The organism is Paraburkholderia sp., assembly GCF_035501035.1.
GTDB lineage: Bacteria > Pseudomonadota > Gammaproteobacteria > Burkholderiales > Burkholderiaceae > Paraburkholderia.
This window is the reverse complement of the sequence record NZ_DATJWR010000380.1, coordinates 1-14,652: the sequence shown is the minus strand read 5'-3', so window position 1 is coordinate 14,652 and position 14,652 is coordinate 1. Positions and strand designations below refer to the sequence as shown.

The following is a 14,652-nucleotide window of genomic DNA, read 5'->3' as shown; positions in this document are numbered from 1 at the left end:
AAGGGCGCGACCCCGGCGACCTGCCGACCATCGAGGACGCCCTGGCGCTCCAGCTGATTCGCGAGGCGGTAGCCGCGAGCCATACCTGAGCCCGTGCAGGCGGCGGCGCGCGCCTTCGCCGCGCCCCGCCCTTAGCGCCCTCTCGCGGCCGCTTTAGCCGGCGAGCGGCCGGTAGTCGGCAAGAAAGCGCTTGAGGATGCCGGTCGAATAGGTGCCGGCGATATCGGTGAGAAAGCTCGCGAACGAGGTGCTCGCGTGTTCGTCGGCGGTATCGGAGATCGTGCGCACGACCGCGCACGGCACCTCGTACTCGTGGCAGACCTGGGCAATCGCGGCGCCTTCCATCTCGACTGCGAGCGCGTCGGGCAACTGCGCGCGCAACGCACCCACCGCCGTGGCGCTCGCCACGAACTGGTCGCCACTGATGACGAGCCCGCGATGCACCTGCGGCAACGCGCTCGCGAGGCGCGGCAGCGCGGCCTTGAAGCGCTCGGCCAGCACGCCCCCTTCCTCGGCGATGAAGCGCTCGCAGGCCACGGCGAGCGCTTCGGCCAGCGCGTGGTCGGCGTCGAAGCGCGAGCGCGCGAGCAACGGAATCTCGTGGCGCGGGAAGAGCGGCTCGGCGTTCATGTCGTGCTGGAGCAGCGTCTCGCCCACCACCACGTCGCCGACATGGACGCCCGGGCCGACGCCGCCCGCCACGCCCGTGAAGACGATGGCCTCGACGTCGAACGCATGGATCAGCGCGCTCGCCGTGGCGGCCGCCGCGACCTTGCCGATGCGCGCGAGCGTCACGACGCAGGGCGCGCCGTGCACGGTGCCGAGGTGATAGTCGCGCCGGCCGAGCGTGCGCGTGGTCACGCCCGATTCGGCCTGCATCGCGGCGATCAGGTCGCCGAGCTCTTCGGGCAGCGCGGCCAGCACGCCGAGCGGACGGGCGGCCGGGCCGCCCGCGTGGGTCGAGAGATTCATCGCTTGTGGGTTTCCCGTGTGGTTCGTCAAAGGCGGCGCGCGCTCATTCCACCGGCTGCAGCTTCGCGACTGCCAGCGCGAGCCATTTCTCGCCGTGGCGCTTGAAGCGCACCTGCGCCTTGGCGTCGGTGCCGCTACCTTCGAGCGCCGTGATCGTACCTTCGCCGAACTTCGTATGGAAGACACCCTGGCCCACGCGAAAGCCGGTTTCGGCCGCGCGCTGCTCGTTGGCGAACGAAGGCAGCGGCGTCTTGTCGGCAACGTAGGCATCGCGCTCGCGGCTGCCGCCGCTGCCACCACCATTGCTACCACCGTTGCCGGGCCGCCCGAACCAGTCGCGGCCCCAGCCGGCGCTGTCCGAGCGCCCGCCCCAGCGCGAGCCCGCCTCGACCTTGGGCGTGAGCCACTTCAGCGTTTCCTGCGGCAGCTCGTCGAAAAAGCGCGAGCGCACGTTGTAGCGCGTCTGGCCGTGCAGGAGACGGCTCTGCGCGAACGAGAGATAGAGCCGCTCCTTCGCGCGCGTGATCGCCACGTACATGAGCCGACGCTCCTCCTCGAGGCCGTCCGCCTCCATCGCGCTGTTCTCGTGCGGGAACAGGCCCTCTTCGAGACCGGTGATGAAGACCGCCGTGAATTCGAGCCCCTTCGCGGCATGCACGGTCATCAGCTGCACGGCGTCCTGGCCCGCCTGCGCCTGGTTGTCGCCGGCTTCGAGCGACGCGTGCGAGAGAAAGCCCGCGAGCGGCGTCATGAGGTCGGGATTCTGCGCGGGGTCCGTGATCGCGGGCGCATCGAGCACTTCGATCTCGCCGTCCTGCGAGACGATCTCCGGCAGCGCGCTCGCGCCGGGCCGCAGCGGGATCGAGCGCGCGGGCGTGTCGAGCCCGTAGCCCGCCTCGCTCACGAACGCCGTGGCCGCGTTCACGAGTTCCTGAAGGTTCTCGAGACGATCCTGGCCTTCACGCTCGTTCTGGTAGAACTCGGCGAGACCGCTCATGCGCACCGTGTATTCGACCGTTTCCGGCAGGCTCATCTGCGCCGTCTCGGCGCGCATCTTCGCGACCAGGTTCGCGAAACCGCCGAGGCTCGTCCCGGCCTTGCCCGTGACGTACGGAATCGCCGCGCCCATCGAGCAGTTGTAGAGGCGCGCGGCATCGGCAAGCTGCTCGATCGAGCGCGCCCCAATGCCGCGCGCCGGAAAGTTCACGACGCGCGCGAACGCGGTGTCGTCGTTGGGATTGTCGATGAGGCGCAGATACGCGAGCGCGTGCTTCACTTCCTGGCGCTCGAAGAAGCGCAGGCCGCCGTAGACCTTGTACGGCACGCCGGCATTGACGAGCGTGTGCTCGATCGTGCGCGACTGCGCGTTGCTGCGATAGAGCACCGCGATCTCGTTGCGCGCGAGCCCCTGATTGATGAGCGCGCGGATTTCCTCGACGATCCAGCCCGCTTCCTGCGAATCGGTCGCCGCCTCGTACACGCGCACCGGCTCGCCATGGCCCGCATCCGTGCGCAGGCTCTTGCCGAGACGCCGCGAGTTATGGGCGATCAGGTAATTCGCCGCATCGAGAATGTGGCCGTGCGAACGGTAGTTCTGCTCGAGCTTGATCAGGTGCTTGACGCGAAACTCGTGCTCGAAGTCGCGCATGTTGCCGACGTTCGCGCCGCGGAACGCGTAGATCGACTGGTCGTCGTCGCCCACCGCGAAAATCGCGTTGCCCGGGCCCGCGAGCAGCTTGAGCCAGGCGTACTGGAGCTTGTTCGTGTCCTGAAACTCGTCGACGAGGATGTCGCGAAAGCGCGCCTGATAGTGCGCGCGCAGCGGCGGGTTGTACGCGAGCAGTTCGTAGCAGCGCAGGAGCAGCTCGGCGAAGTCGACCACGCCTTCGCGCTGGCACTGCTGGTCGTAGGCTTCGTAGAGCTCGACGAACTTGCGGTTGAAGTCGTCGCTCACGTCCACGTCCTTCGGCCGCAGCCCCTGCTCCTTCGCGTTGTTGATGAAGTACTGCAGGTTCTTGGGCGGGTACTTCTCGTCGTCGATGTTCAGGCCCTTCATCAGGCGCTTGATAGCCGAAAGCTGGTCGGCCGTATCGAGGATCTGGAAGGTCTGCGGCAGGCCCGCGTCGCGGTAATGCGCGCGCAGCATGCGGTTGCACAGGCCGTGGAAGGTGCCGATCCACATGCCGCGCGTATCGATGGGCAAGAGCGCCTGCAGGCGCCCCAGCATTTCGCGCGCGGCCTTGTTCGTGAAGGTCACGGCGAGGATCGTGGCGGGCGAGGCCATGCCCTGCTGGATCAGCCACGCGATGCGCGTGATGAGCACGCGCGTCTTGCCGCTGCCGGCCCCGGCCAGAATGAGCGCCGGCTCGTTGGGCAACGTGACGGCGGCGAGTTGTTCGGGGTTCAGGTTCGCGAGCAGTTCGGGCATGGGCGAAATAGGGACGTGACTCAGGGGCGGAACTTAGGGGCGTAACTCAGGGCGTAATTCAGCGACCTGATGCATGAGCCTGATTCAGGGGCGTGATGCAGCAACGCAACCCTGGGGCGTAATACAAGGGCATGACCCGAGGGCATGACCCAAGGGCGTCCCCCCGGGACGAGGCGCGCTTCAACGGCACGCCGATGAATGGCAGAGCGCCATTATAAGTGCGCGCGCACGCGGCGGCTCGCGCGGCCGGGACATGGCGGCGGCGCCTGTGCGTCACACCCGCGCCACGCCTGCCCCTCGCTTTTGCCCGGCCTGCCTTGGTCCGTGCGGCGGCCTGGGCGGCACTTCCCCTTATAATCGAATGTTTCCGCATCCTTTTTTCGGCAGATTCCACCCATGAGCGACAGCACGCTAGCGAAAAGCTTCGAGCCCCAGACGATCGAGGCCCATTGGGGCCCCGAATGGGAGCGTCGCGGCTACGCCGCGGCGACCTTCACGCCCGGCCGCAACAACTTCTCGATCCAGTTGCCGCCGCCCAATGTCACCGGCACGCTGCACATGGGGCACGCGTTCAACCAGACGATCATGGACGGCCTCGCGCGCTACCACCGCATGCTCGGCGAGAACACGCTGTGGGTGCCGGGCACCGACCACGCGGGCATTGCCACGCAAATCGTCGTTGAGCGCCAGCTCGACGCGCAGAACGTCTCGCGCCACGACCTCGGCCGCGAGCAGTTCGTCGAGCGCGTGTGGGAATGGAAGCAGCAGTCGGGCTCGACGATCACAGGCCAGGTGCGGCGGCTCGGCGCCTCGATCGACTGGTCGCGCGAATACTTCACGATGGACGACAAGATGTCGGCCGCCGTGCGCGACGTGTTCGTGCGCCTCTACGAACAGGGCCTGATCTACCGCGGCAAGCGCCTCGTGAACTGGGACCCGGTGCTGCTCACGGCGGTCTCCGACCTCGAAGTGGCGAGCGAAGAGGAAAACGGCAACCTGTGGCACCTGCGCTATCCGCTCACGGACGGCTCGGGCCACCTCACGGTCGCGACCACGCGCCCGGAAACGATGCTCGGCGACACGGCCGTGATGGTCCACCCGGAAGACGAGCGCTATGCGCACCTGATCGGCAAGACCGTGAAGCTGCCGCTCGCGGACCGCGAGATCCCCATCATCGCCGACGAATACGTGGACCGCGAGTTCGGCACGGGCGTCGTGAAGGTCACGCCCGCGCACGACTTCAACGACTACCAGGTGGGCCTGCGCCACGGCCTGCCGATGATCGAGATCCTCACGCTCGACGCGAAGATCAACGAAAACGCGCCTGAAAAGTACCGTGGCCTCGACCGGTTCGAGGCGCGCAAGCAGGTGGTCGCCGACTTCGAGGCGCTCGGCCTGCTCGACTCGGTGCAGCCGCACAAGCTCATGGTGCCGCGCGGCGACCGCACGGGCGTGGTGATCGAGCCCATGCTCACGGACCAGTGGTTCGTGGCGATGAGCAAGCCCGCGCCCGAGGGCACGTTCAATCCGGGCAAGTCGATCGCCGAAACCGCGCTCGACGTGGTTCGCAACGGCCAGATCAAGTTCGTGCCGGAGAACTGGACGACCACCTACTACCAGTGGCTCGAGAACATCCAGGACTGGTGCATCTCGCGCCAGCTCTGGTGGGGCCACCAGATCCCGGCGTGGTACGGCGAGAACGGCGAGATCTTCGTCGCGAAGAGCGAAGAGGAGGCTCGCGCACAGGCCGAAGCCCGCGGCTACAAGGGCGCGCTCAAGCGCGACGAAGACGTGCTCGACACATGGTTCTCCTCGGCGCTCGTCCCGTTCTCGTCGCTCGGCTGGCCCGAAGAGACGCCGGAGCTGAAGGCCTTCCTGCCCTCCTCCGTGCTGGTCACGGGCTTCGACATCATCTTCTTCTGGGTGGCGCGCATGGTCATGATGACCACGCACTTCACCGGCAAGGTGCCGTTCGAGACCGTGTACGTGCACGGCCTCGTGCGCGACGCCGAGGGCCAGAAGATGTCGAAGAGCAAGGGCAACACGCTCGACCCGATCGACATCGTCGACGGCATCGACCTCGAAACGCTGGTCGCCAAGCGCACCACCGGCCTCATGAACCCGAAGCAGGCCGCCACCATCGAAAAGAAGACGCGCAAGGAGTTCCCGGACGGCATTCCCGCCTTCGGTACCGACGCGCTGCGCTTCACGATGGCCTCGATGGCCACGCTCGGCCGCAACGTCAACTTCGACCTCGCGCGCTGCGAGGGCTATCGCAACTTCTGCAACAAGCTGTGGAACGCCACGCGCTTCGTGCTGATGAACTGCGAAGGCCACGACTGCGGCTTCTCGAAGCCGGGCGCGTGCCAGCCGGGCGATTGCGGCCCCGGCGGCTACACGGACTTCTCACAGGCCGACCGCTGGATCGTTTCGCTCCTGCAGCGCGTGGAAGCCGAAGTCGCGAAGGGCTTCGCCGACTATCGCTTCGACAATGTGGCCAATGCCCTGTACAAGTTTGTTTGGGACGAATACTGTGACTGGTATCTGGAACTGGCGAAGGTGCAGATCCAGACCGGCACGCCCGAGCAGCAGCGCGCCACGCGCCGCACGCTGTTGCGTGTGCTGGAAACGGTCCTGCGCCTCGCGCACCCGGTGATTCCTTTCATCACCGAGGCGCTGTGGCAGAAGGTGGCGCCGCTCACCGACGCGTATCCGCAAGGCGCGGCCGAGGGCGAAGCATCGATCATGGTGCAGCGCTACCCGGTGGCGGAACCGAAGAAGATCGACGAAGCCGCGGAACAGTGGGCCGCCGACCTGAAGGCCGTGATCGACGCCTGCCGCAATCTGCGTGGCGAGATGAACCTCTCGCCGGCAACGAAGGTGCCGCTGCTCGCAACCGGCAACGCCGCGCGCCTCGCGACGTTCGCGCCCTATGCCCAGGCGCTCGCGAAGCTCTCGGAGGTGCAGATCATCGCCGACGAAGCCGCGCTCGACGCTGCCTCGGCAGGCGCGCCAGTTGCTATCGTCGGGACGGACAAGCTCGTATTGAAGGTGGAGATCGATGTCGCCGCCGAACGCGAACGCCTGTCTAAGGAAATCGCCCGACTCGCCAATGAGGTGACGAAGTGCAAGGCAAAGCTCGGAAATGACAGTTTTGTTGCAAAAGCCCCGCCGGCAGTCGTTGAGCAGGAACAGAGAAGGCTGGCAGAATACCAGGCAACGCTGGACAAGCTGACCGCGCAACTCGCGCGGTTGCCGGCCTGAGAGCCAGTTCGGCAAACAAGGCTGTAACGCATGGCGCCGCGCATGGCGTCATGCAGGCACCAGGAGAGGGATTAAAGACATGCTAAAAGTGACAAAAGCGGTATTCCCGGTCGCGGGCCTCGGCACGCGCTTCCTTCCGGCCACGAAGGCAAGCCCGAAGGAAATGCTGCCCGTCGTCGACAAGCCGCTCATCCAGTACGCGGTGGAGGAAGCCGTGGCTGCGGGGATCACCGAAATGATCTTCGTGACCGGGCGCAGCAAGCGCGCGATCGAGGACCATTTCGACAAGTCGTACGAGATCGAGGCCGAACTCGAAGCGCGCGGCAAGGCGAAGCTGCTCGAACTGGTGCGCAACATCAAGCCGAACAATGTGGACTGCTTCTACGTGCGCCAGCCCGAAGCGCTCGGTCTCGGGCACGCCGTGCTGTGCGCGGAAAAGCTCGTGGGCGACAACCCGTTCGCCGTGATTCTCGCGGACGACCTGCTCTACGGCACGCCGCCCGTCATGCAGCAGATGGTCGAAGTGTTCGACCACTACCATAGCTCGGTGCTCGGCGTGGAAGAGATTCCGCCCTCGGAAACGGCCTCGTATGGCGTTGTCGACGGCAAGGAGTGGGAAGATTCGATCGTCAAGCTTTCGGGTATCGTCGAAAAGCCGGCGCCCGAAGTCGCGCCTTCGAACCTCGGCGTGGTCGGCCGCTACGTGCTCAAGCCGCGCATTTTCGATCACCTGCGCGCGATCAAGCCGGGCGCCGGCGGCGAGCTGCAGCTCACCGACGCGATCCAGTCCCTGCTCGCCGACGAACAGGTGCTCGCGTACAAGTATCACGGCACGCGCTTCGACTGCGGCAGCAAGCTCGGCTACCTGAAGGCGACGGTGGAGTTCGCGCTGCGTCATCCGGAAGTGGGCGACGATTTCGCCGAGTATCTCCGTACGCGCAAGCCGGTGCTCGAAGGCTAGCCCTTCAGCCTGGCGCCTGTGGCCGGCTCTGCGGTAAGGCGCCTTCGCGCAAACAAAAATGGCCCGCGTTTTCACGCGGGCCATTTTTTATCGGCGAGGCTTTTAGCGCCGGCGCATCAGGAACACGAACGTCTTGTCCTGCTGCGTGCTTTCCACGATCTCGTTGCCGGTTTGCTTCGCGAACGCGGCGAAATCGCGCTGCGAGCCGGGATCGGTCGCGAGGACCTTGAGAATCTGGCCGCTTTCCATATCGGCGAGCGCCTTCTTGGCGCGCAGGATCGGCAGCGGGCAGTTCAGCCCGCGAGCATCCACTTCCTTGTGAACCTGAATCTGCATCGGGGTTGGATCCTTCGGTAAGGCGCCGTTGCGTCCGATGCGACATTTGCAGTTGCGTCGGCACTTGCGTCGGAGGGCGGCGCTGGCAATAGCGTCGATTTTACCGCAGCCACGCCAGCCGCCGCTTGCGCCAGTTCATGCATGGCTCGCCACGGCATCACGGCGATGAAAGCAACACCGCCGCTCCCGACTGCAGCGATTCGCGCAGCGCCTGGCCAATGCGGGTGGCCTCCAGCGCGTCTTCGAGCGTCGCGCCCTGCCCGGCTTGATCGACCCCGCCGGCCCTGCGCGCCGCCACCGCCGCAACGAAGGCCTGCGCCTCGATCAGGAACGCCGCTTCGAAACGCTCGAAGAACGTGGGCGTGCAAGCACTGCGCACGCCAGTCGCATCGTAGATTTCGACGCGGTTCGCGCGCGGTATGTGACCGACCGCGAGCGCACCCGCCGTGCCGATCACCTCGCTCGAAGTGTCGTTGCCGTGCGCCATCGTGCGCGAGGCATAGAACATCGCGAGGCGCCCGCCCTGGAACTCGCAGATCGCCACGCCATTATCCACGTCGCCCGATTCGCGCAGGCCCTCGTGCAGCGCGATCGCGCCCGCGGCATAGACGCGCGTGGCGCGCGGCTTGCCGAGCAGCCACCGCGCGACGTCGATGTCGTGCACCGTGCAGTCGAGGAAGATGCCGCCCGAGCTGGGTGCGAAACGCACGAAGAAGCCCTCGGGATCGTTGAGGTCGCAGGTTTGCGAGCGCACGAGAAACGGCCGGCCGATCTGACCTGCCTGCACCTTTGCATAGGCGTCCTGATAACTCGGGTCGAAACGGCGCATGAAGCCGATCGTCACCAGCCGGTCGTCATGGCGGCGCGCCACGTTGACGACGCGCTCGCATTCGGCCACGTCGAGCGAGAGCGGCTTCTCGCAGAACACATGCTTGCCCGCCTCGAGCGCCTGCACGATTTGCTGGGCGTGCAGCGCCGAAGGCGTGACGAGCCACACCGCATCGACCGAGGCATCGGCGAGCAGGTCGGCGTAATCGCCATAGAGGCGCGCGGCCGGCAGCGCCTCGCGCGCCCACGCGAGATCCGCTTCGAGCGGACTGCACGCCGCCGCGAGCGTCGCGCCCGGCACGCGATACGCCAGATTCTGCGCATGCCGCCGCCCCAACCTTCCGAGTCCCGCCACGCCCACGCGCAACGGCTGGGCACGATCGATTGCCTGCATCCTCGCTCTCCTGGCTTGTCCTGCGCTTGAACGGGTGGGTGGTTTGCCGCTCAACCGCCCAGCGTCACCACACGGCCCTCGCGCCACGACAGCGCGGCGGCTTCGGCCAGTTCGAGCGCCTTCAGGCCGTCGGCGACGGTCGTGCGCACCGGCACGCCGCACGTGAGCGCCTCGTGGAAATGCGCCATCTCGCGCGCGTAGGCCGCGCGGTAGCGCTCGAGGAAAAACGCTTCGGGCACGTCCTGAGCCACCGAGGTCTTCGACCACGCCACCACTTCGGTCGGGCGGATATTGCCGGCCTGCAGCATGCCCTCGCTGCCGAGAATCTCGAAGCGCTGGTCGTAGCCGTAGGCCGCGCGCCGCGCCGTGTTGATCTGGCAGAGGCGCCCGCGCTTCGTGCGGATCGTCACCGCCGTCGAATCGATGTCGCCCGCTTCGGCAATCGCGGGATCGGAGAGGCAGCTGCCCGTGGCGTGCACGGTCTGCGCTTCGTCGTCGAGGATCCAGCGGAAGATGTCGAAGTCGTGGATCAGCATGTCCTTGAAGATGCCGCCCGAACGCAAGATGTAGTCCACCGGCGGTGCGCCCGGGTCGCGGCTCGTCACGATCAGCATTTCCGGCGTGCCGATCTCGCCCGCGTCGAGGCGCGCCTTGAGAGCGGCAAACGTGGGATCGTAGCGGCGCTGAAAGCCGATCATCGCGACCACGCCCGCGCGCTCGACTGCTTCGGCACAGGCGCGCGCGCGCTCGATCGTGAGATCGACGGGCTTCTCGCAGAAAATGTGCTTGCCCGCCGCCGCGGATTTCAGAATCAGTTCGGAGTGCGTATCGGTGCTGGAACAGATCACCGTGGCGTCGATCGAAGCGTCGCCGAATGCGCCGTCCACGTCGGCCACCTGCGCGCCGTGCTGCGCGGCGAGCGCGGCGGCCGCCTCGCGGTTCACGTCGACCACGTACTGGAGGCGCACGCCCGGCTGGCGCGCGAGATTGGCCGCGTGAATGCGGCCAATGCGCCCCGCGCCGAATACCGCCACATTCAACGTCCTGCCCGTGCTGGCTCCACTAGTCATCGTATCCTCCGGTATCGGTCGATTCTTCCACGTTGAGTTCGAGCCGGTACGCAAGCGCGATGAAGAGCGCCTGGCACAGGCAAAAGGTGCTCGTGAGCGAGCGGAACGCAAATGCGCTCCCCTCTTTCACGTAGAGTTGCGCGTTCGCGTGGCGCGCGAGCGGCGAGAGCTGGCTGTCGGTGATGACGAGCGTCTTCGCGTGATGCTGCTGCGCCACGCGCAGGCAGTACTGCGTTTCCTTGCCGTAGGGCGCGAAGCTGATGGCGATCACCACGTCGCCCTTCTTCACGCTGCGAATCTGCTCGTGATACATGCCGCCGAGGCCCGAGACGAGATGCACACGCTTTCTCGTGTGCTGCAGCGCGTAGACGATGTAGCTCGCCACCGGAAACGAGCGGCGCACGCCGATCACGTAGATGTTGTCCGCCTGCTCGAGCATCTTCACGGCCTCATCGAACTGCGCGCCGTCGAGGCCGGCTTCGAGCTCGTCGAGGCCGCTGCGGCATGCGCCGATGAACTCGCGCGCCACGGCGCCGCCCATGTCGGGGCTCGCCTTGCCTTCCTTCGCGTCGATCAGCTGACGAATGCGCTGCTGGTAGCTCGTGGCCGATGCGCCCTGCCCCGCATAGGCCTGGCGAAACACGGCCTGCAAATCGGAGAAGCCCGAGAAGCCGAAGCGCTGCGCAAAGCGCACCACCGCCGAAGGATGCACGCCGCAGCTCGCGGCGATGTCGCTCGTGCGGTCCATCATCACGCTGGCGCGGTGCTGCTCGATATACGTCGCGATGGTCTTCAACTGCCGCGGCAGCGCTTCGTAATCCTGCGCGATGCGCTGCATCAATTCGTCTACGCCCGCTACAGCGTCGGTTGTGTCATCCGCCATGATCGTTTTTCCTTGCTGGTTGCCGCACTGCCGCAAAGCCTTGCCACGCCTGGCTTGCGGCCAGATACAACGGCATGCCGTCGGAGCCGATTATAGGCAGCGTCTCTGACGAATGGAACAGATTTTCTATTTTTATTTGCAATGAAATTTCCGTTGCAACTCGCGTGGCGATGTCCTAATCTTGTCCATGAGCGTGGCGGCTGCGGCGCTCACCCCAAGAACGAACGACAGACCGAGAAAGGTGGAGACAATGACACAACGCAAGGGCAAGACCATTCTCCGAAGGTTGGCCGCAGTGCTCGCGCTGGCAGCGGGACTGAGCGGTATGAGCGTGCTGGGCGCGCAATCGGCGCAAGCCGCTCCGGACGCGCACTTCGTGCTGATCAGCCACGCGCCCGATTCCGACTCGTGGTGGAACACGATCAAGAACGCCATCAAGCAGGCCGACGACGACTGGAACGTCGAAACCGACTACCGCAATCCGCCCAACGGCGACATCGCCGACATGTCGCGTCTCATCGAACAAGCCGCCGCGCGCAACTACGACGGCGTCATCGTCACCATCGCCGACTTCGACGTGCTCAAGAGCGCCATCGGCAAGGTCACGCAAAAGAAGATACCGCTCGTGACGATCAATTCCGGCACCGAGGAGCAAAGCGAGCAGCTCGGCGCAATCATGCACGTGGGCCAGCCCGAATACGTGGCGGGCCACGCCGCCGGTGAAAAGGCCAAGGCCGCCGGCGTGAAGACGTTCCTGTGCGTGAATCACTTCGCAACCAACGCCGTCTCGTTCGAGCGCTGCCGCGGCTTTGCTGATGCGCTCGGCGTGGACTACAAAACCTCGACCATCGACTCGGGCCAGGATCCGACGGAAATCCAGTCGAAGGTGAGCGCGTATCTACGCAACCATCCGAACACGGGCGCGATCCTCACGCTCGGCCCGGTGCCGGCAGCCGCCACGCTCAAGGCGATCGACCAGATGGGCCTCGCGGGCAAGATCTACTTCTGCACGTTCGACTTCTCGGACGACATCGCCAAGGCGATCCGCGCGGGCACGATCCAGTTCGCGATCGACCAGCAGCCGTATCTGCAGGGCTACATCCCGGTGGCCGTGCTCGCGATCGTGAAGAAGGATCACACGACCGACCCGGTGAAGATCCGCCAGATCCTCGAAGCGAATCCGAAGTTCAAGCAGCGCCTCGAAACCTATGGCCTGCAGCCGTCGTACGGCCCGAAGAATATCCGCTCGGGCCCGGGTTTCATCACCAAGGAAAATCTCGACAAGGTCGTGAAGTACGCGGGTCAATACCGCTGATTCGCGAAGCTCTTTCGTCAGCCACGCGCGGCGGCGGCTAGCATCTTCCGATGCTCCATCGCCTCTCGCCAGCCTCGCCGCGCGCCGTTCACCGTGTTGCCTTCACCGTATAGCCATCGCTTGCGGGGAATGCGCACGGGCATCAGGGACCAGAGCAAGCGCGAAATCGCCAACTCCGGTCGACAGCTCTACATGAGACCGGAGTAAGCGCTCAAGCGCCAATTCTGGTCGACAAAGGAGACATCATGGGTGTAGCCGGCAAGCACTATCCCTCGCACGCACAGGACAGCGGCGCTCAAGACCCAGCCACGCCGCAACCGTCGCAGGCGGGAGCCGCGCAAAGCGACGAGCGCGTGCGCCGCGAATCGTGGTTCGGCCATCTGCTCGGCCGCCCCGAATTCGCCGCGATTTCCGGCACCGTGCTCGTCTTCGCCGTGTTCGCGATCGGCGCGGGCGGCTCGGGCATGTTCGATCTCGACGGCGTGATGAACTGGTCGCAGGTCGCCGCATACCTGGGCATCCTCTCGGTAGGTGCGTGCCTGCTCATGATCGCGGGCGAATTCGACCTCTCGATCGGCTCGATGATCGGCTTCGCCGGCATGATGGTCGCGATCCCCACCATGTATTTCCACTGGCCCATCGCGCTTTCCATCGTCTTTGCGTTCGTGGGCTGCACCGCGCTCGGCGCGTTGAACGGCTACCTCGTCATGCGCACGCGGCTGCCCTCGTTCATCGTCACGCTCGCGTTTCTCTTCATCCTGCGCGGTTTGACGCTCGCGCTGTCGATCATGTTCGCCGATCGCACGATCGTCTCCGGCGTGGGCGACGTGGCCAAAGCCGACTACGTGACCAACCTGCTCTTTCACGGCACCGCGTTCAAGGGCCTGTTCGTGGCGCTCACGCATATCGGCATCGGCAAGATGCTCGACAACGGCCAGCCGCTCGTGCCCGGCGTGCCGAAGGTGATTCTCTGGTGGTTCGCGCTCACGGCGATCGGCGCGTTCGTCCTCGCCAAGACGCGCTACGGCAACTGGATCCTCGCCGTGGGCGGCGACGCCAACGCCGCGAAGAACGTCGGTGTGCCGGTGAAGCGCGTGAAGATCTCGCTCTTCATGCTGACCGCGTTCTGCTCGTGCCTCTTCGCGGTGCTGCAAGTGTGCGACATCGGCTCGGCCGCGGCGGACCGTGGCCTGCAGAAGGAATTCGAGGCGATCATCGCCGCGGTGATAGGCGGCACGCTGCTCACGGGCGGCTACGGCTCGGTGATCGGCGCGGCGTTCGGCGCGCTCATTTTCGGCGTGGTGCAGATCGGCATCACCTACACGAACATCGATTCGGACTGGTTCCGCGTGTTCCTCGGCGTAATGCTGCTGATCGCCGTGCTCTTCAATCACTACGTGCGCCGTCGCGTCGCGCAATCGTAAGCCGGAGGCCCTCGAAATGTCCGACACGCTCAACACCGCAAACGGCGACACGATTCTCGCGCTCGAAAACGTCAGCAAGTACTTCGGCAAGGTCATCGCGCTCAACGGCGTCACGCTGCGCCTCAAACGCGGCGAGGTGCACTGCCTGCTCGGCGACAATGGCGCGGGCAAATCCACGCTCATCAAGACGCTGGCTGGCGTTCACCAGCCCACGTCGGGTCAGTATTTCGTCGACGGCAAACCCGTGCGGTTCGAGTCGCCGAAAGAGGCGCTCGATCTCGGCATCGCGACCGTCTATCAGGATCTCGCGCTCGTGCCGCTGCTTTCCGTCGCGCGCAACTTCTTCATGGGCCGCGAGCCGCAAAAGAAGCTCTTTGGCTTCATCAACGTGATGGATCTCGATGCGAGCGCAACGATAGCGAAGGACCGCCTCGCCGAAATGGGCATCAACGTGCGCGACCCGCATCAGGCCATCGGCACGATGTCGGGCGGCGAGCGTCAGTGTCTCGCGATCGCGCGGGCCATCCACTTCGGCGCGCGCGTGCTCATCCTCGACGAGCCCACTGCCGCGCTCGGCGTCAAGCAGAGCTTCAATGTGCTCAAGCTGATTCATGCGGCGCGCGCCAAGGGCATCTCGGTGATCTTCATCACCCACAACGTGCATCACGCCTACCCCATTGGCGACTCGTTCACGCTGCTCAATCGCGGCCGCTCGCTCGGCACGTTCACGAAGGACACGATCAGCAAGAACGAAGTGCTCGACATGATGGCGGGCGG

At 65.6% G+C, this 14,652-nt stretch carries 11 protein-coding genes; 5 read left to right on the top strand and 6 right to left on the bottom strand.

What is annotated here, in order from left to right; translation table 11 throughout:
* Positions 1-153: 153 nt before the first annotated feature.
* Together VMJ11_RS27490 and VMJ11_RS27485 are read right to left on the bottom strand one after the other, a co-directional pair.
* The gene (locus VMJ11_RS27490) at positions 154-972 is read right to left on the bottom strand and encodes a 5'-methylthioadenosine/adenosylhomocysteine nucleosidase (RefSeq protein WP_325623671.1); all 819 of its coding nucleotides are present in this window, start codon (positions 970-972) and stop codon (positions 154-156) included.
* A gap of 43 nt (positions 973-1,015) precedes the next feature.
* Positions 1,016-3,400 carry a UvrD-helicase domain-containing protein gene (locus tag VMJ11_RS27485; RefSeq protein WP_325623669.1) on the bottom strand — a complete coding sequence of 795 codons (2,385 nt, stop codon included), beginning with the start codon at positions 3,398-3,400 and terminating at the stop codon, positions 1,016-1,018.
* Between the two features lie 396 nt (positions 3,401-3,796).
* Here VMJ11_RS27485 and VMJ11_RS27480 point away from each other — a divergent pair, with 396 nt between their 5' ends.
* Together VMJ11_RS27480 and galU are read left to right on the top strand one after the other, a co-directional pair.
* Complete coding sequence (locus VMJ11_RS27480; RefSeq protein WP_325623667.1) at positions 3,797-6,664, top strand: valine--tRNA ligase; 2,868 nt, start codon at positions 3,797-3,799, stop codon at positions 6,662-6,664.
* Between the two features lie 79 nt (positions 6,665-6,743).
* Positions 6,744-7,625 (top strand): UTP--glucose-1-phosphate uridylyltransferase GalU, encoded by an 882-nt coding sequence (gene galU, locus VMJ11_RS27475; RefSeq protein ID WP_325623665.1) that lies wholly within the window; start codon positions 6,744-6,746, stop codon positions 7,623-7,625.
* A gap of 102 nt (positions 7,626-7,727) precedes the next feature.
* Here galU and VMJ11_RS27470 read toward each other — a convergent pair whose 3' ends face one another.
* The 4 genes from VMJ11_RS27470 to VMJ11_RS27455 all read right to left on the bottom strand — a co-directional run bounded on the left by VMJ11_RS27470 (position 7,728) and on the right by VMJ11_RS27455 (position 11,136).
* Complete coding sequence (locus VMJ11_RS27470; protein WP_027815106.1) at positions 7,728-7,955, bottom strand: sulfurtransferase TusA family protein; 228 nt, start codon at positions 7,953-7,955, stop codon at positions 7,728-7,730.
* A gap of 163 nt (positions 7,956-8,118) precedes the next feature.
* The gene (locus tag VMJ11_RS27465) at positions 8,119-9,183 is read right to left on the bottom strand and encodes a Gfo/Idh/MocA family oxidoreductase (protein WP_325623663.1); all 1,065 of its coding nucleotides are present in this window, start codon (positions 9,181-9,183) and stop codon (positions 8,119-8,121) included.
* Positions 9,184-9,233: 50 nt separating this feature from the next.
* Positions 9,234-10,253: an inositol 2-dehydrogenase gene (iolG, locus tag VMJ11_RS27460; protein WP_325623661.1), complete on the bottom strand. Its 1,020-nt coding sequence runs from the start codon at positions 10,251-10,253 to the stop codon at positions 9,234-9,236.
* The gene (locus tag VMJ11_RS27455; protein WP_325623659.1) at positions 10,246-11,136 is read right to left on the bottom strand and encodes a MurR/RpiR family transcriptional regulator; all 891 of its coding nucleotides are present in this window, start codon (positions 11,134-11,136) and stop codon (positions 10,246-10,248) included. The genes iolG and VMJ11_RS27455 overlap by 8 nt, the downstream gene beginning before the upstream one ends.
* A 250-nt stretch (positions 11,137-11,386) precedes the next feature.
* Here VMJ11_RS27455 and VMJ11_RS27450 point away from each other — a divergent pair, with 250 nt between their 5' ends.
* The 3 genes from VMJ11_RS27450 to VMJ11_RS27440 all read left to right on the top strand — a co-directional run.
* On the top strand, positions 11,387-12,451 hold the full coding sequence (locus VMJ11_RS27450; RefSeq protein WP_325623657.1) for a sugar ABC transporter substrate-binding protein: 1,065 nt from the start codon (positions 11,387-11,389) through the stop codon (positions 12,449-12,451).
* 245 nt (positions 12,452-12,696) lie between these two features.
* Complete coding sequence (locus VMJ11_RS27445; RefSeq protein ID WP_325623655.1) at positions 12,697-13,875, top strand: ABC transporter permease; 1,179 nt, start codon at positions 12,697-12,699, stop codon at positions 13,873-13,875.
* A gap of 16 nt (positions 13,876-13,891) precedes the next feature.
* Positions 13,892-14,652, top strand: a 761-nt coding sequence (locus tag VMJ11_RS27440) for an ATP-binding cassette domain-containing protein (RefSeq protein ID WP_325623653.1), incomplete at its 3' end; no start/stop codon positions are given.

Coding starts and splice junctions, on each gene's coding strand:
- VMJ11_RS27490 (WP_325623671.1), bottom strand. CDS start 972: ATGAATCTCTCGACCCACGCGGGCGGCCCGGCCGCCCGTCCGCTCGGC.
- VMJ11_RS27485 (WP_325623669.1), bottom strand. CDS start 3,400: ATGCCCGAACTGCTCGCGAACCTGAACCCCGAACAACTCGCCGCCGTC.
- VMJ11_RS27480 (WP_325623667.1), top strand. CDS start 3,797: ATGAGCGACAGCACGCTAGCGAAAAGCTTCGAGCCCCAGACGATCGAG.
- galU (WP_325623665.1), top strand. CDS start 6,744: ATGCTAAAAGTGACAAAAGCGGTATTCCCGGTCGCGGGCCTCGGCACG.
- VMJ11_RS27465 (WP_325623663.1), bottom strand. CDS start 9,183: ATGCAGGCAATCGATCGTGCCCAGCCGTTGCGCGTGGGCGTGGCGGGA.
- iolG (WP_325623661.1), bottom strand. CDS start 10,253: ATGACTAGTGGAGCCAGCACGGGCAGGACGTTGAATGTGGCGGTATTC.
- VMJ11_RS27455 (WP_325623659.1), bottom strand. CDS start 11,136: ATGGCGGATGACACAACCGACGCTGTAGCGGGCGTAGACGAATTGATG.
- VMJ11_RS27450 (WP_325623657.1), top strand. CDS start 11,387: ATGACACAACGCAAGGGCAAGACCATTCTCCGAAGGTTGGCCGCAGTG.
- VMJ11_RS27445 (WP_325623655.1), top strand. CDS start 12,697: ATGGGTGTAGCCGGCAAGCACTATCCCTCGCACGCACAGGACAGCGGC.